General features: G+C 71.4%; 25 protein-coding genes. 16 read left to right on the plus strand and 9 right to left on the minus strand.

Features of this window, described 5'->3' with window-relative positions; all coding sequences use genetic code 11:
- Window positions 1–6 precede the first annotated feature (6 nt).
- Window positions 7–435 (minus strand): hypothetical protein, encoded by a 429-nt coding sequence (locus JUB13_RS24300; RefSeq protein ID WP_207483577.1) that lies wholly within the window; start codon window positions 433–435, stop codon window positions 7–9.
- Window positions 436–652: 217 nt separating this feature from the next.
- Between JUB13_RS24300 and JUB13_RS24305 the strand changes: the two genes are divergently transcribed.
- The 4 genes from JUB13_RS24305 (at window position 653) to JUB13_RS24320 (ending at window position 4,197) form a co-directional block, all read left to right on the plus strand.
- Window positions 653–1,414, plus strand: coding sequence for an SDR family NAD(P)-dependent oxidoreductase (locus JUB13_RS24305; protein ID WP_207483579.1), 762 nt, complete (start codon window positions 653–655; stop codon window positions 1,412–1,414).
- A gap of 225 nt (window positions 1,415–1,639) precedes the next feature.
- Entirely contained in the window at window positions 1,640–2,533 is an 894-nt protein-coding gene (locus tag JUB13_RS24310) for an RNA polymerase factor sigma-32 (protein ID WP_207483581.1), read from the plus strand.
- Window positions 2,534–2,687: 154 nt separating this feature from the next.
- Window positions 2,688–2,981 (plus strand): hypothetical protein, encoded by a 294-nt coding sequence (locus tag JUB13_RS24315; RefSeq protein ID WP_207483583.1) that lies wholly within the window; start codon window positions 2,688–2,690, stop codon window positions 2,979–2,981.
- A 109-nt stretch (window positions 2,982–3,090) separates the two neighbouring features.
- Window positions 3,091–4,197 (plus strand): branched-chain amino acid ABC transporter substrate-binding protein, encoded by a 1,107-nt coding sequence (locus JUB13_RS24320; RefSeq protein WP_207483585.1) that lies wholly within the window; start codon window positions 3,091–3,093, stop codon window positions 4,195–4,197.
- 81 nt (window positions 4,198–4,278) lie between these two features.
- On the opposite strand, the gene JUB13_RS24325 is transcribed toward JUB13_RS24320, so the two are convergent.
- A complete protein-coding gene (locus tag JUB13_RS24325; protein WP_207483587.1) occupies window positions 4,279–4,431 on the minus strand; it encodes a hypothetical protein in 153 nt (50 codons plus the stop codon).
- A 130-nt stretch (window positions 4,432–4,561) separates the two neighbouring features.
- On the opposite strand from JUB13_RS24325, the gene JUB13_RS24330 reads away from it, so the two are divergent.
- On the plus strand, window positions 4,562–4,849 hold the full coding sequence (locus JUB13_RS24330) for a YgaP-like transmembrane domain (protein ID WP_207483589.1): 288 nt from the start codon (window positions 4,562–4,564) through the stop codon (window positions 4,847–4,849).
- Between the two features lie 25 nt (window positions 4,850–4,874).
- On the plus strand, window positions 4,875–5,540 hold the full coding sequence (locus JUB13_RS24335) for a hypothetical protein (protein ID WP_207483591.1): 666 nt from the start codon (window positions 4,875–4,877) through the stop codon (window positions 5,538–5,540).
- A 21-nt stretch (window positions 5,541–5,561) separates the two neighbouring features.
- Here the strand turns inward: JUB13_RS24335 and JUB13_RS24340 are convergent, their stop codons facing one another.
- Window positions 5,562–6,473 carry a methyltransferase domain-containing protein gene (locus JUB13_RS24340; protein WP_207483593.1) on the minus strand — a complete coding sequence of 304 codons (912 nt, stop codon included), beginning with the start codon at window positions 6,471–6,473 and terminating at the stop codon, window positions 5,562–5,564.
- A 117-nt stretch (window positions 6,474–6,590) separates the two neighbouring features.
- Between JUB13_RS24340 and JUB13_RS24345 the strand changes: the two genes are divergently transcribed.
- Entirely contained in the window at window positions 6,591–7,337 is a 747-nt protein-coding gene (locus JUB13_RS24345; RefSeq protein ID WP_207483595.1) for a ComF family protein, read from the plus strand.
- 3 nt (window positions 7,338–7,340) lie between these two features.
- Here the strand turns inward: JUB13_RS24345 and JUB13_RS24350 are convergent, their stop codons facing one another.
- A complete protein-coding gene (locus tag JUB13_RS24350; protein WP_207483597.1) occupies window positions 7,341–7,532 on the minus strand; it encodes a hypothetical protein in 192 nt (63 codons plus the stop codon).
- Window positions 7,533–7,688: 156 nt separating this feature from the next.
- On the opposite strand from JUB13_RS24350, the gene grxC reads away from it, so the two are divergent.
- The 5 genes from grxC (at window position 7,689) to JUB13_RS24375 (ending at window position 12,178) form a co-directional block, all read left to right on the plus strand.
- A complete protein-coding gene (gene grxC / locus JUB13_RS24355; protein WP_207483599.1) occupies window positions 7,689–7,949 on the plus strand; it encodes a glutaredoxin 3 in 261 nt (86 codons plus the stop codon).
- A complete protein-coding gene (locus JUB13_RS24360) occupies window positions 7,946–8,815 on the plus strand; it encodes a carbon-nitrogen hydrolase family protein (RefSeq protein WP_207483601.1) in 870 nt (289 codons plus the stop codon). The genes grxC and JUB13_RS24360 overlap by 4 nt, the downstream gene beginning before the upstream one ends.
- Window positions 8,816–8,987: 172 nt before the next feature.
- Window positions 8,988–10,040: a D-xylose ABC transporter substrate-binding protein gene (xylF, locus tag JUB13_RS24365; protein WP_207483603.1), complete on the plus strand. Its 1,053-nt coding sequence runs from the start codon at window positions 8,988–8,990 to the stop codon at window positions 10,038–10,040.
- 106 nt (window positions 10,041–10,146) lie between these two features.
- Window positions 10,147–11,373 carry a sugar ABC transporter permease gene (locus tag JUB13_RS24370; RefSeq protein ID WP_207483605.1) on the plus strand — a complete coding sequence of 409 codons (1,227 nt, stop codon included), beginning with the start codon at window positions 10,147–10,149 and terminating at the stop codon, window positions 11,371–11,373.
- 4 nt (window positions 11,374–11,377) lie between these two features.
- A complete protein-coding gene (locus JUB13_RS24375; RefSeq protein WP_207483607.1) occupies window positions 11,378–12,178 on the plus strand; it encodes an ATP-binding cassette domain-containing protein in 801 nt (266 codons plus the stop codon).
- Between the two features lie 41 nt (window positions 12,179–12,219).
- Here the strand turns inward: JUB13_RS24375 and JUB13_RS24380 are convergent, their stop codons facing one another.
- Together JUB13_RS24380 and JUB13_RS24385 are read right to left on the minus strand one after the other, a co-directional pair.
- Window positions 12,220–13,905 carry a methyl-accepting chemotaxis protein gene (locus JUB13_RS24380; protein ID WP_207483609.1) on the minus strand — a complete coding sequence of 562 codons (1,686 nt, stop codon included), beginning with the start codon at window positions 13,903–13,905 and terminating at the stop codon, window positions 12,220–12,222.
- 129 nt (window positions 13,906–14,034) lie between these two features.
- Entirely contained in the window at window positions 14,035–14,220 is a 186-nt protein-coding gene (locus JUB13_RS24385) for a hypothetical protein (protein WP_207483611.1), read from the minus strand.
- Between the two features lie 123 nt (window positions 14,221–14,343).
- On the opposite strand from JUB13_RS24385, the gene JUB13_RS24390 reads away from it, so the two are divergent.
- Window positions 14,344–15,321, plus strand: a complete 978-nt coding sequence (locus JUB13_RS24390; RefSeq protein ID WP_207483613.1) for a M48 family metalloprotease — start codon at window positions 14,344–14,346, stop codon at window positions 15,319–15,321.
- A gap of 24 nt (window positions 15,322–15,345) precedes the next feature.
- Complete coding sequence (locus JUB13_RS24395) at window positions 15,346–16,278, plus strand: DnaJ C-terminal domain-containing protein (RefSeq protein WP_207483615.1); 933 nt, start codon at window positions 15,346–15,348, stop codon at window positions 16,276–16,278.
- Window positions 16,279–16,328: 50 nt separating this feature from the next.
- Here JUB13_RS24395 and JUB13_RS24400 read toward each other — a convergent pair whose 3' ends face one another.
- Window positions 16,329–16,943 carry a class I SAM-dependent methyltransferase gene (locus tag JUB13_RS24400; RefSeq protein ID WP_207483617.1) on the minus strand — a complete coding sequence of 205 codons (615 nt, stop codon included), beginning with the start codon at window positions 16,941–16,943 and terminating at the stop codon, window positions 16,329–16,331.
- Window positions 16,944–17,058: 115 nt separating this feature from the next.
- Between JUB13_RS24400 and JUB13_RS24405 the strand changes: the two genes are divergently transcribed.
- A complete protein-coding gene (locus JUB13_RS24405) occupies window positions 17,059–17,535 on the plus strand; it encodes a DUF1178 family protein (RefSeq protein WP_207483619.1) in 477 nt (158 codons plus the stop codon).
- Window positions 17,536–17,542: 7 nt separating this feature from the next.
- Here the strand turns inward: JUB13_RS24405 and JUB13_RS24410 are convergent, their stop codons facing one another.
- Both JUB13_RS24410 and ubiG read right to left on the minus strand, forming a co-directional pair.
- Window positions 17,543–19,243, minus strand: a complete 1,701-nt coding sequence (locus JUB13_RS24410; RefSeq protein ID WP_207483621.1) for a sensor histidine kinase — start codon at window positions 19,241–19,243, stop codon at window positions 17,543–17,545.
- Window positions 19,240–20,010 carry a bifunctional 2-polyprenyl-6-hydroxyphenol methylase/3-demethylubiquinol 3-O-methyltransferase UbiG gene (ubiG, locus tag JUB13_RS24415; protein WP_207483623.1) on the minus strand — a complete coding sequence of 257 codons (771 nt, stop codon included), beginning with the start codon at window positions 20,008–20,010 and terminating at the stop codon, window positions 19,240–19,242. The genes JUB13_RS24410 and ubiG overlap by 4 nt, the downstream gene beginning before the upstream one ends.
- Before the next feature lie 135 nt (window positions 20,011–20,145).
- Here ubiG and JUB13_RS24420 point away from each other — a divergent pair, with 135 nt between their 5' ends.
- Window positions 20,146–21,381, plus strand: coding sequence for an aspartate kinase (locus tag JUB13_RS24420; RefSeq protein WP_207483625.1), 1,236 nt, complete (start codon window positions 20,146–20,148; stop codon window positions 21,379–21,381).
- Window positions 21,382–21,443 lie beyond the last annotated feature (62 nt).

Here is a 21,443-nt window from a genome sequence, read left to right on the forward strand (position 1 = left end):
GCGGGGCTATAGCCGGGCGCCCATCCAGGCCAGCAGCGTCCCCAGAAACGAAGCGGCGACCGGACCTTCGAAGCTCGGGACGCCCGGCGCCGCGGGCTTGAACGCGTGGCTGAGACCAGCGAGGGTGACGACCGCACTGCCGTCGCTCCGGTCCGCCAGCGCCGCGGCGAAGACCCCGCCATCCGCCGTCGCCGAGACCTGCATGTCCGCGCCACCCATCACGACCAGCACCGGCACGGGCGCCCGCGCCGCGAGCGCCGCAGGGTCCAGGGCGAGCAGCGATCGAAGGAACGGGCCGGCATAGTCGGGATAGAGCGCCTTCAGGCCCGGTGGCACGTCGTCGCGGACCTGTCCCGTCTCCGCGATCGCGGCGCGGATCATCCGGTCGGCTTCGAGGATCGCCTCGCGCGCGTGCAGTCGCGTGCATCCATCCATGGCTCATCCACCCGGGATAGCACGGTCCCGGGCGGCAGGGGCCATCGCCGCCATCGCACCGCGGTGCCGTGGGGTGCCGCGGAGGTCATCGCGCGGCAGCGGCATTCCTGACCCGTGCGCGGGGCGGGGCGCGGCGGCTTGCCGCGCCTCTGGACCCTGTTTAGCGTCGGCATATCGCCGGTCCGGCCGGGCCGCGCTCACGAACAGGGAGACAGGGATGGCCCGTCTGGACGGCAAGGTGGTTCTGGTGACCGGTGCATCGCGCGGGATCGGGCTCGCCGCCTCCCTGGCGCTGGCCGGGTCGGGCGCCACGGTGGTCGGCCTCGGCCGCAGCGTCGGCGGCGCCCAGGATCTGCAGGCGGGCTTGGCCGCGGCGGGCCGGCCGCATCTGCTGCTCCCCTGCGATGTCGCCGACTGGGAATCCGTCAGCGCCGCGGTCGACCAGGCGCGGGACCGGTTCGGCGGCATCGACGCGCTGGTCAACAATGCGGGCGTGGTCGATCCCATCGGCCGCCTTGGCGACACCGACCCGGCCCGGTGGCAGGCGAACATCGCGATCAATCTGTGCGGCGCGTATTTCGTGGTGCGGGCGGCGCTGCCCGCCCTGCTCGCGCGCAGGGGCGTCGTGGTGAACGTCAGCTCGGGCGCCGCGCACCGGGCGGTCGAGGGGTGGTCGGCCTATTGTGCGGGCAAGGCCGGGCTCGCCATGCTGACGCGCAGCCTCGCCCTCGAATACGGCGCCGAAGGGCTGCGGGCCTACGGCTTCCAGCCGGGCGTCGTCGACACCGAGATGCAGGTGCAGATCCGCGCCTCGGGCATCAACGAGGTCAGCCGGTTGCGGCGGGAGGATCTGGCGCGGCCCGAGGATCCTGCCCGCGCGATCGTCTGGCTCTGCGGGGAGGAGGCCGGCGATCTTGCCGGGCAGGAGCTGACCATCCGGGACCCTGATTTCCGACGCCGGGCCGGCCTCGCCGCGTGAACGACCGGCGCCGCTCCGGCACATCGTTTTGGGTTCGGAATCATGCGGGCAGCCCCTTGAAACGCCGGGGGGCGGCCCCATCTATAGCCTGTTCCCGCACATATCCCCGACAACCGGCTGGCGCCGCGCCAGACCGGATTTCGTCGTCTCCGCCCGAGGGGCGCGTCGTGCGCTCCCGGGGCGGACGAGAGGGATTTGCGTCGCGGGACCCAGATGGGGGGACGCATGCAACGTTTCAATGACGACATGGTGAGCCGCCAGTTCCAGGTGGCCAACAAGTACGACTACCTCTCGGCCGAGGAGGAGCGCGAGCTCGTGCGGCGCTGGCGGACCGAGAACGACCAGAAGGCGCTCGACCGTCTGCTGGGCGCGCATCTGCGGCTCGTCTTCAAGGTCGCCCGCAAGTACGCCGGCTATGGCCTGCCGGTGGAGGAGCTGGTGAGCGAGGGCAATGTCGGCCTGATGCAGGCCGCGCAGAAGTTCGACCCGGAGAAGGGCTTCCGCTTCAACACCTACGCCCTGTGGTGGGTGAAGGCGGCGATCCAGGAGCACGTGCTGCATAACTGGTCCATGGTGAAGATCGGCACCACGGCTGCGCAGAAGAAGCTGTTCTTCAACCTGCGCCGCTTGAAGGGCCAGATGGCCGAGCTCGAGGGCGGTGACCTGTCGCCCGAGGCGGTCGCGTCCATCGCGGTCGATCTCGACGTGCCCGAGGCCGAGGTGATCGAGATGAACCGGCGCCTGGCGGCCAACGACGCCTCGTTGAACGTCCGCATGGGCGAGGACCAGGACAACGAGTGGCAGGATACGCTCGCCGACGAGCGCGCCAGCCAGGAGGTCCGGTTCGGCGACGCCGAGGAACTGAAGCAGCGTCAGGGACACCTGCGTGAGGCGCTCGACCGGCTTCCGGAGCGGGATCGCGAGATCCTGATCGCCCGGCGGCTGCGCGACGAGCCGATCACTCTGGAGGAGCTGAGCCAGCGCTACAGCATCTCGCGCGAGCGGGTGCGCCAGCTCGAGAACCGCGCCTTCGACAAGGTGCAGAAGGCGGTGCTGACCGGTGCCAAGGCCCAGCAGGCCGCGGCGGTGCGGGCCATCGAGATGCATCGTGCCGCATGACGCCGACTTTCACAGCGACCTCCATCCGGACCCCCGGCGGAACCCCGCCGGGGGTTTTTCTTTGCCCGGTGGCGGCCGAAAGCGCGATGCGCGCGCGATCAGCCCGGTGAAGCTCTGTTGACCTCCGCGGGAGATCCATCCAGGAGGTCGTTCCATGGCAAAGCAGCAGCAGAACGAAGGCGGCCAGGGCCAATGGACCGAGGCCGAGCAGGACGCCGCGGCCAGGAAGGGGCAGGGCGCCGAGATCGGCGGGACCCACGGTGCCGAGCAGCCCCCCGAGGGCGCTGACCCGGGCGCCGACCCGGGCGCTGACCGGGTGGGCGGTGACCAGACGGGCGGAGCCGGGGCCAACAACACGAACCGCATGGCCGAGAAGGGGAGCCAGGGCTCCAGCGGCGGGCTGAGCGGCGGCGGGGGCTCTCCCGGCGGAGGCATGGACAAGCCCTGAAATGCCGCTGTAAGGCAGGGCCTGCGGGCGGCCGGCGGCACCGGCGGCCGGGCGTCCGCGCAGCAATAAGACCGCTATAAGACCGCGCGGATGCGGCAAAGGAGGAATCATGATCAAGGGCATTCCGGTCCTGGCAGCCCTTGCGCTGCTGGGCGGGACGGGAGGCGCGCGCGCCGACATCGTGATCGGCCTCGGCACGGCCACCACCGGGGCCGTGGCGGCCCTGGGCGAGCAGACGGTCCATGGCGCCACCCAGGCGCTCAAGGACATCAATTCGAAGGGTGGCGTGCTGGGCCAGCAGCTCGTGTTGCGGGTTGGCGATGACGCCTGCGACCCGCGCCAGGCGGTCGCCGTCGCCAACCGCTTCGTCTCGGAGCCGGCTGCCGCGGTGGTCGGGCATCTGTGCTCGGGCTCGACGATCCCGGCGGCGGGCGTCTATGCCGAGGAAGGTGTGGTCATGGTCACGCCGACCGCCACCAACCCGGCCCTGACCGAGAGCGGCTTCGACACGATTTTCCGGGTCTGCGGGCGCGACGACCAGCAGGGCGTGGTCTCGGGCCGCTATCTCGCCCAGGCCTACAAGGGCAGGAACGTCGCCGTCGTGGACGACAAGGGCTCCTACGGCAAGGGCCTCGCCGACGTGGTCGCGCGCACGGTCGAATCCGCCGGCGGGAAGGTGGCCTACCGCGGATCCGTCAACGCGGGCGAGCGCGACTTCGCGGCGCTGATCAGCAACCTGAAGGAACGCGGAATCGATGCCGTCTTCTACGGCGGCTACCACCCGGAGCTCGGCCTCATCGTGCGGCAGGCCCGGGCGATGGGCTTCGAGGGGCGCTTCATCGCCGGCGACGGCCTCAACAACCCCGAATTCTGGTCGATCACCGGGCCCGCGGGCGAGGGCACACTGTACACGGACAGTCCCTCGGCGGCGGAGAACCCCGCGGCGCGCGCGCTGAACGACGCGTTCCGGGCGGGCGGCCTCGGCACCCCGGGGAACTTCGCCTACTACGCCTATGCCGCGGTCCAGGTGATCGCCCAGGGCATGCAGAAGGCGGGCTCCACCGACAGCCGCAAGCTCGCCGCGGCCCTGCGCGACGGCACCTACGAGACCGTCGTCGGGCCGATCCGCTTCGATTCCAAGGGCGACGTGGTCGAGCCCGCCTACGTCCTCTACGAATGGAAGAACGGGGCCAACGTGCCGGCCGCCATCAAGTGACCCGCGGCTGCTGACCCGCAGGCGCGCCCCCCGCGGAAGGCGAGCCCGGGCGGCCAGTCGCCGCCCGGGCGCTTCGTGCGATCAGGCAGTCTCGTCCGGACGCTTGGCGGATTCGGTGTCGGGGGTCGTGGGCTTCCCCGTGTCCGACACCTCCTGGGCGGCGTCCAGCGGGTCGGCAATCTTCTCGGGCGTGCCGGTCAGCGCCTTGCCCTTCGGCGGCGTCTCGTGGGTCATCGTGGTCCTCGCGCGTCGTGGGTCGACTTGCAACAGCGCCTCGACCGTGAAGTCGCGCCGCGACGGTCCGAGGAACCCGGGAGCCTTCCGCCATGTTGCTCCCCTGGGAATTCAGATGGAGAAGCACAGCATGGCGGGCGATCCCTTCCGCGCCTTTTACGAGAGCACCTTCGGCGGCACCCGCAATGTCGGCCGCATGGAGGGCCTGGCGTCCATCGGCCTCGGCCTCGGCTTCGCCGCCGGCGGCCTTCAGAAGGCCGATGCGCGGGGCGCGCTGATGGGCCTGATCGGTGCCTATCTGGTGGCGCGCGGCATGAGCCGGCATTGCCCGATCAAAGCGGTCTTCCAGGACGGCGCGACGCACCGGCTCGCGGACGGATCCTCGTCCGACAACCGCTCGGCCGTGACGCGGTCCTGACCCGGTCGGCCGAGGCGGGGCTCCCATGGCTGCCGGGCGGTTTCGTCGTCTACCCGTCGTCGCGCTGGCCTCGGCCCTTGCGGCAGGCTGCGCCGAGCGCGACGCCGATCTCGGCATGTACGGCTGGAACGCCAGCATGGTCCAGCCCGGCGGAGGCGCATCGGCCGACCCCACCGCGGCCGCCATGGTCGTGCCCTCGGACCGGTCCTTCGGCGGGCCGCCCGGTGCCGAGATCCTGTTCGGCCATCCCGGCCTCCGGGTGGAGATCGCATGCGAGGCGCTGCAGTCGGGGCTGCCGCGCCTCGACGACGGGGCGCCCTGGCGGCCCCTGGCGACGCGCTGGCCCGACGAGCGCGCGGCCGACGAGATGACGGCGGCCGACGCGCGCGACTGCCCGCGGCTCGCCGATTTCTACGACTTCGCGCGGGCGGCGCCGCGGCTGGCCTCGCTCGGGCTGCCCGGCGCCGCCGGGCCGGTGCTCGCCGGCCGCGCGGCCGATGAGGGGCCGGAGATCGTGGTCGATCTCTCCAGCGTGCCGGTCGAGGAGATGCGGCGGGCGGTCGGCCTCTGGCGCGACCGCATCACGCGCGAGCCGAGGTTCTGGGATGCCCACCAGGGCGAGGCCTTCGTCCGGGCGGAGCTGCAGGACCTGACCGCGCGCTACGGGCTCGGTGTCGTGGCGTCGCGCTGAAGCCTTTTCCTGGGGTCGCGCTCAGGCGCTCCCGGCGGGCGGCTTGCCCTCGAGGGTGCCCAGCGTCTGCGCCAGGCTGTGCTGGGCGCTGCCGCGGGCCAGCGGCTTCTGCTGGCTCTCATGCGGGGTCCAGCCCAGCATCCAGACCACCTGGAACGTCGCCTCGATGCGGCCGTCGGGCGCCGCGTGGAGCTCGGCGTAGCGCTGGGCGGCTGCCGTCAGCAGGCCCCGCGTCGCCGGCGTCCGGGGCCGGTTCAGCCCGGCATTGGTCTCGCCCATGCCGCGTAGCTCGGCCATCAGGCGGAAGGCGTTCTCGTAGGTGACGGTGATCTCGTCCCCGTCCACCACGGGCAGGGCGAAGCCCGCACGCTGGAGCAGCGAGCCCGCGTCGCGCAGCTCGGCGAAGGGCGAGACGCGCGGGCTGACGCCGCCGCGGATCTCCAGCTCGGCCTCCATCAGGCAGCGGCGCAGCTCGAACAGCGTCTCGCCGCCCAGCATGGCGCCGACGAACAGCCCGTCCGGCCGCAGGGCACGGCGGAGCTGGATCAGCGCGCCGGGCAGGTCGTTCACCCAGTGCAGGCTCAGCGCGCTGACCACCAGGTCGAAGCTGCCGGGCGCGAAGGGCAGCGCTTCCTCGTCCGCGGCGAGGCGCAGGCCCGGCGCGTGGCGGGCCATGCGTTCGGACAGATCGCAGGAGGCCAGCGTCTCGACGCCCTTCCCTGCCGCGAGGAGGCGCCGCCCCAACTCACCCCGATGGCAGCCGAGATCGAGCGCCGTCGTGAAGCCCTGCCGCACGTCGTGCAGGCGGTCGACCAGCCGCTCCGCCACCTCCTCCACCAGAAAGGAATGGCCGTGGAAGCCGGGCGCGGCCCGGTCGCGGCGGCGCCGGACCAGGGCACGGTCGAAGACGGTCATGGCGTCTGAGTCGGACATGGCAGCCTATATCGCCTCTCCGCCCCGCTTTGTCAGCCCGTCGTGCCGCGCGTCAGGAAACCTGCGCCGTTCAGCGGACCGATTGACGCGCGGCTCCCCAGGCACGAAGCTCGCGCCATGGTTGCGGTATCGCGAATCGCCGCGCCGGCGCGGCGGGTCCTGGACCTGCTGCTGCCGCCGCGCTGTCTCGGCTGCGGGGTCCGGGTCCACGCCCAGGGCACGCTCTGTGCCGCCTGCTGGGCCGGCCTGTCCTTCCTGGCGCCGCCCTGGTGCGCCTGCTGCGGGCTGCCCTTCACGGTGGATCCGGGGTCCGGGGACGCGCTGTGCGGCGCCTGCCTCGCCGAGCCGCCGGCCTTCGCGCGGGCGCGCGCGGCGCTCGCCTACGATGACGCGAGCCGCGGACTGGTCCTGGGCTTCAAGCATGCCGACCGGACCCATGCCGCGCCGGCCTTCGGCGCCTGGATGGCGCGAGCCGGAGCGGGAGTTCTGGATGGCGCCGACCTGCTGGTGCCGGTACCGCTGCACCGCTGGCGCCTGTTCCGGCGGCGCTACAACCAGGCGGCGCTGCTGGCCAGGGCGCTGGCCCGGCTGACCGGCGTTCCTGCCGCTCCGGACCTGCTGGCGCGGCGCCGGGCGACGCCGAGCCAGGGCACCCTCGGGCGCGAGGCGCGCCGCCGCAACGTCGCGGGCGCCGTGGCCGTGCGGCGCGGGCGCGCGGATGCCGTGAAGGGACGCCGCATCGTTCTGGTCGACGATGTGCTGACGACCGGCGCCACGCTTTCGGAATGCGCACGCGTCCTTCTGCGCGCCGGAGCCGCGCAGGTGGACGCGCTGGCGCTGGCGCGCGTGGTTCGGGACGGGTAGCGGTCAGCCACCCGCGTTCATGGTGCCGAACTCGTCGCCCAGGCTGACGCGGAGCTCAGAGATGATGCGGTCGGCATCGGACTGCTTCTCGGGCGGCAGCGTGTCGCGCAGGGCGGCCAAGTCGACGATCGCCCGCTGGATCCGCTCCCTCTGCCGGTCCATGGCATCCATGTCGAACCGATCCTCGTTCCGCATCGCCGCACCCTCTTAACGTGTTCGTTCCCTGCACCTGAAGGAACGCGCAAGGCGTGCCATGGGTCCAAGGCCCGGCCCGGCCTCCGGCAGAAGCGTCTGGCAAGGGCGCCGCGCCGCCCCATATGATGACGGTTGCAAACCGCGGAGCCCATTGCGATGGCCGAGGTCGTTATCTACACGAGCCCGTTCTGCCCCTACTGCCACCGGGCCAAGAAGCTGCTGGACCAGAAGGGCGTCGCCTATGAGGAGATCGACGTGATCTCCGACCCGAGCCGGCGCGAGGAGATGGTGCAGCGCGCGTCGGGCCGCTACACGGTCCCGCAGATCTTCATCGACGGCCAGGGCATCGGCGGCTCGGACGACCTCCACGCGCTGGAACGCCAGGGCAAGCTGGACGGCCTTCTGGGGCGCGCATGACGGCCGCGGCGCCGCAGCCGGAGGGGCGCGGGCCCGGGGGCCATCTCCGCGTCGCCTGCGTGCAGGTCAGCGCCGGCCCGGAGATCGCCCCGAACCTAGAGATCGCCGGCCGCCTCGTCCGGCAGGCGCGGGAAGCCGGCGCCGCGCTGATCGCGCTGCCCGAGAACGCCACGATGATCATCCGCGGGCGCGAGAAGGTCCTGGCCCGCGCTCGCGCCGAGGCCGAGCATCCGGCCGTGCCCTTCTTCGCGGACCTCGCCCGCGAGACCGGCGCCTGGATCCTGGTGGGAAGCCTGGCCGTCCGCCTGGACGGCGACAGGGTCGCCAACCGCAGCCTGCTGTTCGACGGCGAGGGAAGGCTACGCGCCCGCTACGACAAGATCCACATGTTCGACGTGGACCTCGCCAGTGGCGAGAGCTACCGCGAATCCGCGACCTTCCGGCCGGGAGCCGAGGCGGTCCTGGCGGCCAGCCCATGGGGCGGCATCGGCATGACCGTCTGCTACGACCTGCGCTTCCCCCATCTCTACAGGGCGCTGGCCCAGGCGGGCGGGCGCATCCTGACGATTCCTGCGGCCTTCACCGTGCCCACCGGCCAGGCGCACTGGCACGTCCTGCTGCGCGCCCGCGCCATCGAGACCGGATGCTTCGTGATCGCTCCGGCCCAGTGCGGGACCCATGACGAGGGGCGTCGGACCTTTGGTCATTCCTTGATCGTCGCGCCCTGGGGCGAGGTCCTGGCCGATGGCGGCGAGGAGGTCGGCGTCGTGCTCGCGGATCTCGACCTGGCCCGGGTCGACGAGGCGCGCAGCATGGTCCCGTCCTTGCGCCACGACCGCGAGTTCACCCTCGTCCGCGCCGGGTGAAAGCGGCGCCTTTCGCTCCCGAACCCTTTGATTCCGAAGCATTTCGACCTCCTCCGGCGCATTCGGAGTGGCCCCGTTGACCTCCGGGTGGCAGGGGTGCAACTTCTGTCCGGCTCGTGAACACTGGGCCAAGGCCCCCAGGGGCCGCCGAAATGATGGGGAGGGACGCAGGATGAAGGCTTTGACGGGTGTGGTGGCCGGCGCGGCCGTTCTGGCCGGCATCGCGATGGGCGGTGCGTCGACGGCGCTCGCGCAGCAATGCGTGGTCGGCGTCAGCTGGTCCAACTTCCAGGAGGAGCGCTGGAAGACCGACGAGGCGGCCATCAAGGGCAAGCTCACCGAGCTCGGCTGCCAGTACGTCAGCGCCGATGCCCAGAGCAGCCCGGCCAAGCAGCTCTCCGACGTGGAAGCCCTGATCGCGCGCGGCGCCACCGCGCTGATCGTGCTGGCCCAGGACGCCCAGGCGATTCGCCCCGCGGTCGAGCAGGCCCGTGCCGCCGGCGTCCCCGTGGTCGGCTACGATCGGCTGATCGAGGTGCCCGGCGTCTTCTACCTGACCTTCGACAACAAGGAGGTCGGCCGCATGCAGGCGCGCGAGGTCCAGAAGACCCAGCCGCGCGGCAACTACGTCTTCATCAAGGGCTCGGCGCAGGATCCCAACGCCGACTTCCTGTTCTCGGGCCAGATGGAAGTGCTGGAAGCCTCCATCAAGACCGGCGACATCAAGGTCGTGGGCGAGCAGTACACCGACGGCTGGCTGCCGGCCAACGCCCAGCGGAACATGGAGCAGATCCTGACCGCCACCAACAACAAGGTGGACGCCGTGGTCGCGTCCAACGACGGCACCGCGGGCGGCGCCATCGCGGCCCTGACGGCCCAGGGCATCGCCGGCATCCCGGTCTCGGGGCAGGACGCCGACCATGCCGCCCTGAACCGGGTCGCGCGCGGCCTGCAGACCGTCAGCGTCTGGAAGGACGCCCGCGAGCTCGGGCGGAACGCGGCGGAGATCGCCGTCCGCCTGGCCAAGGGCGCCAAGACCAGCGAGGTTCCCGGCGTCGGCAGCTTCGCCAACGGTCCCAACAAGGTGAAGCTCGACGCGATCCTGCTGAAGCCGGTTCCGATCACCCGCGACAACCTGAACCTCGTGATCGAGGCGGGCTGGGTGCCCAAGGCCACCGTCTGCCAGGGCGTCTCCGGCGACAAGGCGCCGGCGGCCTGCAAGTAGATCTTCGCGACCGGGCGGGCGCAGGCGCCCGCCCGGGAACGCTGCGTCCGGGGCAGGGCCCGGACGACGGAACCTCGATTCAAAAAAAGGGGAGGGCGCCCCGCCCATGACCGTAAGCAGCCCGCTTCCGGCCGCCCGCATGTCGGGTCGCGGCCTGATCGAGACGCTCGAGATCGACACGCGGATGCTCGCCATGATCGGCGCGCTCGCGGCGATCTGGGTGGTCTTCGACGTTATCACCGGCGGCCTGTTCCTGACGCCGCGCAACCTCTGGAACCTGGCCGTCCAGACCTCGTCGGTGGCCGCCATGGCGACCGGCATGGTGCTGGTGATCGTGGCGCGCCACATCGACCTGTCGGTCGGCTCGTTGCTGGGCCTGACCGGCATGGTCATGGCCGTGCTGCAGAGCCGGTTCTTCGGCATCGACGGCGATCTCGGCTGGGTGCTGTCCGTGCTGGCGGGCTTCGTCCTGGCCGGCGCCATCGGCGGAATTCAGGGCTGGTGGATCGCCTATCGCGGCGTGCCGGCCTTCATCGTCACGCTCGCTGGGCTGCTGATCTACCGCGGCCTCGCCTGGTGGATGACCAGCGGCCAGACCGTGGCGCCGCTGAACCCCAACTTCGAGCTGATCGGCGGCGGGCTCGACGGCTCGCTGGGCGCCTTCTGGTCCTGGGCCCTCGGCGTCGCCGCGATCCTCGCCCTGTGCGCCCGCGCGGTCTTCGCGCGGCGCCGGCGCCACGCCTACGGCTTCCCGGTGCGGCCGCTCTGGGCCGAGGCGGCCGTGCTGGCGGCGCAGATCGTTCCCGTCGTCGCCTTCGTCATGGTGATGAACGCTTATCCGCAGCCGCGCACCAACGTGCCCATGGGCATCCCGGTGCCGGTGCTGATCGTGATCGCCGTGATGCTCGTGATGACCTTCGTGGCGACCCGCACGCGATTCGGCCGCTATGTCTTCGCCATCGGCGGCAACCCTGAGGCGGCCGAACTGTCGGGCATCAATGTCCGGCGTATCACCGTCTGGATCTTCGTGGTGATGGGGCTGCTGGTCGCCGTGGGCGCGGCCATCGCCACCGCCCGCCTGAAGGCCGGCCTGAATGCCACCGGCGAGCTGGACGAGCTGCGCGTGATCGCCGCCGCCGTGATCGGCGGAACCTCGCTGGCCGGCGGCGTCGGCACCATCTTCGGCGCCGTGCTGGGCGCCCTGACCATGCAGAGCCTGCAGTCCGGCATGGTGCTGCTGGGCCTGCCAAGCCCCATGCAGAACGTCGTCATCGGGCTCGTCCTGGTGCTGGCCGTATGGCTGGACCAGTCCTACCGCCGCAGGAGGCTGTGAGGCCATGACCGCACTTGCCGCCGGAACGGCCGAAGGCCGCCGCGCCGACCAGACCCCCCTGGTCGAGATGCGCAACATCGCAATCCATTTCGGCGGCGTGCGCGCCGTCGACGACGTCTCCATCGACCTGATGCCGGGCGAGGTCGTGGCGCTGCTCGGCCACAACGGCGCGGGCAAGTCCACGCTGATCAAGATCCTGTCGGGCGCCTACCGGGCCGACATGGGCGAGATCTACGTCAACGGCGAGAAGGCCGAGATCCGCAGCACCCGCGACGCCAAGCGCTACGGGATCGAGACGATCTACCAGACCCTGGCGCTGGCGGAGAACATCGACGCCGCGGGCAACCTCTTCCTGGGCCGCGAGCTGATGACCGGCTGGGGCACGCTGGACGACCAGCGCATGGCCGCCGAGACCCGGAAGGTCATGCAGCGGCTGAACCCCAATTTCAGGAACCTGAAGACGCCGGTGCGCTCGCTCTCGGGCGGGCAGCGTCAGTCCGTCGCCATCGCGCGCGCGATCTACTTCAACGCACGCATCCTGATCATGGACGAGCCGACGGCGGCGCTGGGCCCGGCCGAGACCCGCATGGTCGCCGAGCTGATCCAGCAGCTCAAGGCCGAGGGGATCGGCATCTTCCTGATCAGCCACGACATCCACGACGTCTACGACCTCGCGGATCGCTGCGCCGTCATGAAGAACGGCAAGCTCGTCGGCGTCGTGCGGACGCGCGAGGTCTCCAAGGACGACATCCTCGGGATGATCATCCTCGGCAAGAACCCGATCACCGGGACCGTGGTCTACTGAGCTCCGGGGCCGGCGGCCGTGCGCCGCCGGCCCGACCCCCGTCAGGACGCGCGCACCGTCGTCAGGAACCCCGAGACCTCGCGGTCGAGGGAGTCGACCTGCAGCGCGAGCCGGCGCGAGGTCTCCAGCACGTTCTGGGACGTGCCGCCCCCCTGGTCGGCCGCCGCGGAGACGCCGCCGATACTCTTCAGCACCGCGCGGGTGCCCTGCGCCGCCTGCTGGATGTTGCGGCTGATCTCCCTGGTCGCGGCGCCCTGCTCCTCGACCGCGGCGGAGATCGCCGCGGCGATGGCGTTGACGCGCTCGATCACCTCGGCCACGCCCTGGATCTCGTGCACGGCCTCGCCGGTGACGGACTGGATGGCGGCCACCTGGGATGCGATGTCCTCGGTCGCCCTGCCGGTCTGGCTGGCCAACGCCTTGACCTCGGAGGCCACGACTGCGAAGCCCTTGCCGGCCTCGCCCGCGCGAGCCGCCTCGATCGTCGCGTTCAGTGCCAGCAGGTTGGTCTGCCCCGCGATCGAGTTGATCAGCTCGACCACCGTGCCGATGCGCTCGACGGTCGCGGCCAGGCCCGCGACCTTGCCGTCGGCCTGCTTGGCCCGGTCCACCGCCTGACCTGCCTTCCGGGAGGACTGGGCGACCTGGCGGGCGATCTCGTCGATGGAGCCGGCGAGCTGCTCGGCCGCAGCGGCCACCGTCTGGACGTTCGCCGAGGTTTCCTCGGTGGCCGAGGCGACAGCCGCCGACAGGCGTCCGGTCTCCTGGGCGACGCGGCTCATCTCCTGCGCCTTGGATTCCATCGCGTGCATCTCGTCGGAGACGGCCGAGAGGACTCCTCCGACGCTGTGCTCGAAGGTCTCGGCCACGGCCATCATGGCGGAATGGCGCTCGTTCTCGGATTCCGACTTGATCCGCTCGCGCTCGGCCTCCAGGCGGATCTTGGCCTGCGCCTGCTCCTTGAAGACCTGGACGGCCTGGGCCATGGCGCCGATCTCGTCGCTGCGGCCGGCCTCGGGAAGCCCGGCTGACAGGTCCCCGGCGGCGATCGCACGCATCTTGGCGCTCAGGCCGCGCACTGCGGTGCTGACGTTCTGGCCCACCAGCGCGATCAGGGCGATGGCCGGTAGGGCGAGCGCCCCCACGATCACGGCCATGCGCCAGAGCTGGGCGCGAAAGGCGGCGTCGATGTCGTCGATGAAGACCCCGGTGCCGATGAAGATGGTCCAGGGATCGAAGCCCTTTGCATAGGCGAGCTTCACCGCGTGCTCGGTGCCGCCCGGCGTCTTCGGCCAATCGTAGACGTAGGTGCCCTCGCGGTCGCCCCTGGTGATGTCGATCAGGGCAGGGATGATCGGAACGCCGTTCCTGTCCTTGATGCCCGAGACGTCGGCGCCCATCAGCTTCGTGTTCATATGGGCGAAGCCGACGGATGCGTAGGTGTGGGAGAACAGGTACTCGCCGCCGCTGTAGCGGATCGTCAGCACGGCCTGCTTGAAGCGCGCCTGCGCCTCGTCACGGCTGATGCGCCCGGCGGCGGCCTCGGCCTCGAGGCCGGAAGCGAGCGAGTGACCGGCCTCCACCACCGAGCGCAGGGTCGCGATCCTGTCCTCGACCATGCGGTCGCGGTTCACACGGAGCCCGGCGGCCGCAATCGCCAAGCACGCGACGCTGGCTGCCCCCACCAGCACCCACAACTTGGCCCGGATGGTCAGCTTCACGCGCATGTTCTCGCCCTCCCTGTCAGATCGGAAGAACACAGAAAATATAAAGTTCATGCACGTAAGGCGTTGATTTGAATCAAGGAAATGGGTTCTGCCGGATACCAGCAGGGCGACTGGCGCTATGGGCCGGTGTCAGTGCGAAACCTCGGGATGATCCAACGTCCGGCGCCCGGATCCCAGGGCGAGCAGGGCGACCGTCACGGGCGGCGCCCAGAGCGCGACGGCCGGAAACGTGATCAGCGCGGCGAGTCCCATCGCCGACCAGGCAGCCGGAACCGATGCCAGCCAGTCGCCTCTGCCGGACCTTCGCGGTTCCATGCCTCGCGCTCCTCCGACGCTCTGTCCGGCATCTTGATGGGATGTGCGGACCTGACCAAATAAGGAACGCCGGGCGCCGCGTGTTGGGCCCGACGGCGATATCGCTCGATGGAGGATATCCGGATGATGGTTTTCGCGGCGTTGCCGCATGTTTCCCTTTTCGTCGGCTGCATGACGCCGGCGGGCGGCCCCGGTCCGGTGGGGCCGGGCCATGTTGGCCGGACGATCCCGAGCGCGGGGCTCGGCCGGCGGCTGTGGCGCCGACGCAGCCGGAATGCCGAGGTGACCTGCGGCCTGCTTTTCGCACTTTTCCTGCTTCTGGCTGCCTGCGCCTGGATGATCGGCGGCGCCGAGGCCGTCGTGCTGGCGCTGCTCGGCACTGCGGCCGGCCTGCTTCTCGGCGAGGCGGCGGCACCTGTCGGCATCCTGCGCGCGCTGGGCGCACGTCCGCTCCACCCCTACGAGGCCCCCGGTCTCGCGGCCATGCTGGACGAGCTGGGCCAACGTGCCGGACTCGGCACCCGCCCGGTGCTGCATGTGGTGCCGCGCAGTGGCCTGCAGGCCTTCGCCGCCTCCGACGGCGGTGGCGCCGCGGTCGCGGTCTCGACCGGCTTGCTGCGGACCTTCGGTCCGCGCGAGATAGCGGCGATCCTGGCCCACGAGGTCAGCCATCTGCGCGCGGGCGACCCCCGGCTGATGCGTCTGGCGGCCGGCGCGGCCCAGGCCGTGCGGGTGATCTCTGGCGCGGGGCTGCTGATGGCCCTCGTCGGTGCCGGGATTCCGGGTCTGCCCCTGCTGGCGGCCGCGCCGCTCCTGGGCGACCTGTTGTGGCTGCGCCTGTCGCGGGAGCGCGAGTTCGACGCCGATGCCGGCGCCGTGGCGCTGACCGGGGATCCCGAAGGTCTCGCCCGCGCACTCGGCGTTCTCTCGCATCTCCAGGGCGAGTCCTGGGAGGCCGGGGTCCGTGCGCCGCGCTGGACGCGCTGGCTGCGCACCCATCCCTTCACCCGCGAGCGCATCCGCCGCTTGGCCGAGATGTCGGGGGGCGAGGCCGCGGCAGGCGGGGTTGCCTGGCGCCCGGGCCTGGCATTTCCGTTCTGAGAGTCCTTCGAGACGAGGCGAGGCATGAAGAACCCGTATGAAGTCCTCGGGGTCGCGCCGTCCGCGACGGAGGACGAGATCCGCAAGGCCTACCGCAAGCTTGCGAAACGCTTCCACCCGGACCTGAACCAGGGCCAGCCCGAGGCGGAGCGGCGCTTCAAGGAGATCGGCGCCGCCTATGATCTGCTGTCCGATGCGGAGAAGCGGCAGCGCTTCGACCGCGGCGAGATCGACGCCGAGGGCAACGAGCTGCATCCCGGCTTCGCCGGGTTCTCTGCCAGAGGAGGCGGCTTCGGCGGCAGGGCGGGCGATCCCTTCGGTCAGGGTGCCTATGGCGGGGCCTTCTCCGGCGGACAGGCTGGAGAGATCGACCTGGAGGAGCTCCTGGGGGGCGTCTTCGGCAGCTTCGGCCGCCGGGCCGGCTCCCAGGCTTCCGGGCCGCCGCGGCAGCCCGAGAGCCGCGTGCGCGTGGAGGTCGACTTCGTGACCGCCGCGCGGGGCGGAACGCGCCGGCTGGTGCTGGAGGATGGGCGCGCGCTGGACGTTGCGATCCCGCCGGGCACCGAGGACGGCACTGTTCTGCGGCTGAGGGGGCAAGGCGCCAGAGGCGGCGACGTGCTGGCCGATGTCAGGGTCGCCCCGCACAGGCTGTTCCGCAGGATCGGTGACGACATCCACATGAACCTTCCGGTAACCCTGCGCGAAGCCGTGCTGGGCGGCAGGGTGCGCGTGCCGACGCTCGGCAAGCCCGTGATGCTGGCCGTCCCGCCGGGATCCGATGGCGGCACGGTGCTGCGCCTGCGCGGCAAGGGTGTCCACCGGCGCGGGCACGAACCCGGAGACCAGATCGTGACCCTGCGCATCGTGCTGGGCCCCGAGGCCGATGCCGCGCTGAAGGAGTTCCTGGAAGGGCGCGGCGAATCCGGCTTCGACCCGAGGCAGGGGCTCGAGAGCTGAGTCCGAAGGGGAGGCTGCAGGATTCGGCGGCGCGGCCTCCGGCCTTGCCGTCAGTCCGGCCCGTCCATCCCCGGCTCGGGCACGGTCGGCAGCGGCCGCGGCTCCGGATCGCCGCCGAGGTCCGGGACCGCCATGGCGTCGGCGACGGCGGCGATCCGCTGCACCACCGCGGCCCGTGGCGAGGACACCTCGCCCTGCTCGAAGGCGACGACGTGCAGGCGGTCCCGCGCGATGTCGAGCAGCTCGCCGGAACGCAGCAGGAAGGCGGGCGCCGAGGGGCGGCCGAAGCGCTCGTTGCCACGGGCGAAGGTCTCGTAGACCAGGAGGCCGCCGGGCTCCAGGGAATCCAGGATCGCGCCGAAGAGGGGACGGTGCAGGTAGTTCGTGACCACGATGCCCGCGAAGCGCGGCGCCGCCGCGAGGGGCCAGGGGTTGCCGTTCTCCAGGTCCGCCTGGACCAGCGTCACGCCCGGCGCGCCATCGAGGTCAGCCACCCCGCGCAGGTCCAGGTCCACCCCGGTGACGGGATGGCCACGCCCATGAAAGAGGCGCAGGTGACGGCCGCCGCCGCAGGCGAGGTCGAGAACCGGCCCGCCGCGCCGCACGAGCGGTGCGAAGCGGCGGACCCAGGCCGAGGGCGGCGGTCGGAGGTCCGGGGGCTGCATCGCATACCTTTCGCCTTGGCGCGTGAACACCATCTACATTATAGGCCTTCAGTATAGGGCGACTTGGGGTGGCCGCCGCAAGGCCGCGGCCCGGTTGCTGGACGAGACGGACGGGATGATCAAGTACGAGCTGCGCTGCGCCGAGGGGCACGGCTTCGAAGCATGGTTCCGGAACGGCGACGCCTTCGAAAGTCAGGCCGCCGCGGCCGAGATCTCATGCCCGCATTGTGGCGATCGGCAGGTGGCCAAGGCCCCGATGGCGCCCAGCATCGCAAAGTCGCGCGGCAGGGAGGCGGTGCCCGTGGTTTCGGCCGGCGCGCCGCAGGCGACGGGGGCGGGCGTGCCCGCTGACCCGGCCGACGCCGCGCGCCGCAAGGAGGCCATGGAGATCCTGGCCGAGCTGCGCCGCAAGGTCGAGGAGAACTGCGACTACGTCGGGGACCGCTTCGCCGAGGAGGCGCGGCGGATCCACTACGGAGAGACGGATGCCCGCGGCATCTACGGCGAGACCTCCGAGACGGAGGCCCGCGAGCTCGCCGAGGAAGGAGTCTCGTTCAGCCGCATTCCCTGGGTGCCGCGCTCCGACGCCTGAGCCGCGCTCAGGTCCCGGGCGGCAGGACCACCCGGAAGACGGCTCCGGGCCCGAGCTCCGGCTGATTCCGCGGCATCTCGAGCCGGGCGCCGAGCTGGGAAACCAGGCCGCGCACCAGCCGCATGCCCAGGCCCGACGCCCCATGCCCCGCCCCGTCGGGATCGAAGCCGGGCGGCAGGCCGGGCCCGTCGTCGGAGACCGTGAGGGCGAGCCCGCCGTCCTCCATCCCTTCCAGCCGCACGAGGACCCGCGTCCCTTCGCCCTCCCGCGCCGTCGCCCCGCTGCCGGCGTGCTTGATCGCGTTCGTCAGGAGCTCGTTGGCGATCAGCGACAGCGGCACGGCCCGGTCGATGGGGACGAGGACCCCGTGCTCGGGGATCTCGACGGTGCAGACGGTGTCGGCCGCGCCGGCGATCAGCGCCTGGTCGCTCGCGAGCTCCTTCAGGAACTGGCCGAAATCGACGGTCTCGAAGTGGTCGGTCTGATAGAGGCGCTGGTGCAGATGCCCGATCGCCTGGACCCTGTTCCTCGCCTCCAGCAGCCTGTCGCGGACATCGTCCCGGTCACTGCTCCTGATCTGCATGTTCAGCAGGCTGGACACCATCTGCAGCGAGTTCTTGACGCGGTGGTTGACCTCCTTCAGCAGCCAGGCCTTGTGGTCCAGCGCCAGTTGGAGCGTCGCGGTCCGCTCTTCGACCCGCGCTTCGAGCTCGGCGTTCAGGGCGTCCAGCGCCCGGCGGCGGGCATCCTCGGCACCGGCCCAGCGCAGCGCATGGCGCGCGCCGAAGGCGAAGCCCGCGATGGTCAGCGCGCCGACCAGGAGATACGGGGCCGAGCGCTGGACCCAGCGCTCCAGGATCGCGCGCTCCGTGATGCCGACGCTGACGTAGAGCGGCCGGCCCTCCAGTCTCCGGAAGAAGACCGTGCGGGTGACGCCGTCGGCGGAGGATTCGTAGCGGACCCGGCCGTCGGCCGTTCCCGGCGCGATCAGGTCCTGCAGCGGGCCGGAGATCCGCGTGATCTCGGTGCGCGGCTGGCGCACGAGGATCCTGCCGTCGTCGCGGAACCAGGCGAAGCTCGTCTGCTCGGAGAAGCCGAGCGACATGTAGAAACGCCTGATGTCCTCGGTCATCACCGCCATGGATGCGACCCCGCCGAAGCCTGCGGATCCCTCCGTCCGGCGGCTGAGGACCAGCATGGCGGTGCCTTCCACCGGGCCGGGAAGAGGGTCGCTGAGGTAAAGCCCGCTCGCGGGATCGCGATGGGTTTCGAAGAAATCCTGGTCGACGATGGCGGGCGCCTTCTCGATCTCGGGCGCGGTCGAGGCGCGCAGCCGTCCTTCGGCATCCCACAGGAAAATGCGGAAGGCGGTCGGCAGGGTGCCCCGCAGCTCGTCGAGCGCACGATGGGAGCGGGCTGCTGCCGCGGGGTCGTCCCAGTCGGTGTCGGCGTTCAGCCGGGCCACCGAGCGCAGCAGCAGCTCGGCGGCGCCGAGCAGCCATTCCGCATGCCCGGAGGCCATCCGCACCGCGGCACGGGCCTCGACCTCGTACTCCTCGCGGGCGAGCGACAGGCTCCAATGGGCGGAGCTCGCCAGCACCAGCGCCAGCAGCGCGGCGCAGCCCAGGATTCCGAGCCGGATCCGCGCGACCACGCCCGGGCGGGCAACCGGTCCGATGCCGGGCGCCCGGTTCCCCGCCGGGTTCATGGGCCGCGGGACGCCCACAGCATGTAGTTCACGCCGAGATCGCGCGGGTTCTCGGAGAAGGTGTCGGTCAGCGGGTTGTAGACGACACCCGTGAGGCCGCGCACGGAAAAGCCGTGCGGCCGCAGGCCCGCGGCCAGCTCGGAGGGGCGCAGGAACCTGCGCCAGTCATGGGTCCCGCGCGGCAGCCAGCGCAGCACGTATTCGGCGCCGACGATCGCCAGGGCGAAGGCCTTGGGCGTGCGGTTGATGGTCGCCATGGCGATCATGCCGCCGGGAGCGGTCAGCGCCGCCAGGGAGCCCAGGAACAGCGGCACGTCGGCCACGTGCTCGACCACCTCGAGCGCCAGCACCAGGTCGAAGCGGCGCCCTTCCGCGACCAGGTCCTCGGCCGTGCAGGCCCGGTAGGTCGCGGGTGCGCCCGTCTCTGCCGCGTGGGCCTCGGCGACGCGGACGTTGCGCTCGGCCGCGTCGATGCCGAGGATCCCGGCGCCCAGGCGGGACAGCGGTTCGGTCAGGAGGCCGCCGCCGCAGCCGATGTCCACCGCCGAAAGGCCGCGCAGCGGCTCGGGCGCCGCGGGATCGCGCCCGAAGTGCCGGCATGCGGCATCGCGGATGTAGCGCAGACGCACCGGGTTGTAGCCGTGCAGCGGGCGGAACTTGCCCCGGGGATCCCACCATTCGGCGGCGATCGCCGAGAAGCGCGCGACCTCGTCGGCATCGACGGTTCCGCCCGCGCGCGGCGCGTGGTCCGGTTGGGGCGCAGCCATTGATTGTCCTCGTCCGCCATGGGCAGGCGCGCTTGCTTCGCCTGTCGGCACGGAGTATGGATACCGCGCTTCGCGCCCGCAAGATGCCCGTTTCGGTTTGCGAAGCGGCTGTTTTCCTGGGATTTCGGATCCGTCATGGCGCGCATCGTCCTGAAATTCGGCGGCACCTCGGTCGGCGACGTGGAGCGCATCCGCAACGTCGCCCGCAAGGTCGCGGCCGAGGTCCGCGCCGGCCACGAGGTCTCGGTCGTCGTGTCGGCCATGTCGGGCGTTACCAACCAGCTCGTGGGCTACTGCCGCGAGATCGACCCGCTGCACGACGCGCGCGAATACGACGCCGTGGTCTCCTCGGGCGAGCAGGTCACCAGCGGGCTGCTGGCGATCGCCCTGCAGAAGCTCGGCATTCCCGCGCGGTCCTTCCAGGGCTGGCAGGTCGCCGTGCGCACCGACGGCACCCACGGCAAGGCGCGCATCCTGTCCGTCGACACCGCGCCGCTGGAGCGCTGCCTCGGCGCGGGCGAGGTCGCTGTGGTCGCCGGCTTCCAGGGCGTCGCCGAGACCGGCCGCGTCACCACGCTGGGGCGCGGCGGGTCGGACACTTCGGCGGTGGCGCTCGCGGCCGCGCTGGGGGCGGACCGCTGCGACATCTATACCGACGTGGACGGTGTCTACACGACCGACCCGCGCATCGTGACGAAGGCGCGCAAGCTCGCGCGCATCACCTACGAAGAGATGCTGGAGATGGCGTCGCTCGGAGCGAAGGTCCTCCAGACCCGCTCGGTCGAGATGGCCATGAAGCACCGCGTGCGCGTGCAGGTGCTCAGCAGCTTCGAGGAGGCGCCCGGCAGCGACCTGCCGGGAACGCTGGTTGTGGACGAGGACGAGATCGTGGAACAGGAACTGGTCAGCGGCATCGCCTACAGCCGTGACGAGGCGAAGGTCACCCTTCTGGCCGTGGCGGACCGGCCCGGCGTTGCCGCGCGCATCTTCGGTCCGCTCGCCGATGCCGCCATCAACGTGGACATGATCGTCCAGAACGTGTCCGAGGACGGCAAGACGACCGACCTGACCTTCACGGTCGGCAAGGCGGACCTGGACCGCGCAAAGCAGGTCCTCGAGACCTCGCGGGCGGAGCTCGGGTACCGCCAGGTCGTCACCGATCCCGACGTGGTCAAGGTCTCGGTGATCGGCGTGGGCATGCGCAGCCATGCCGGCGTCGCCCAGCGGATGTTCAGCGCGCTCGCCGAGAAGGGCATCAACATCCAGGTGATCACGACCTCCGAGATCAAGGTCTCGGTGCTGATCGCCGAGGAGTACACGGAGCTCGCGCTCCGTGCGCTTCATACCGCCTACGGGCTCGACGCCGCCTGATTCCGGCCTGCGCGCGGCCCGCGCTTGCGCGCGCCGTGCCGAGGGGCGAAATTGGGACGGGA

The sequence above is a fragment of the Arenibaculum pallidiluteum genome (assembly GCF_017355985.1).
Lineage (GTDB): Bacteria > Pseudomonadota > Alphaproteobacteria > Azospirillales > Azospirillaceae > Arenibaculum > Arenibaculum pallidiluteum.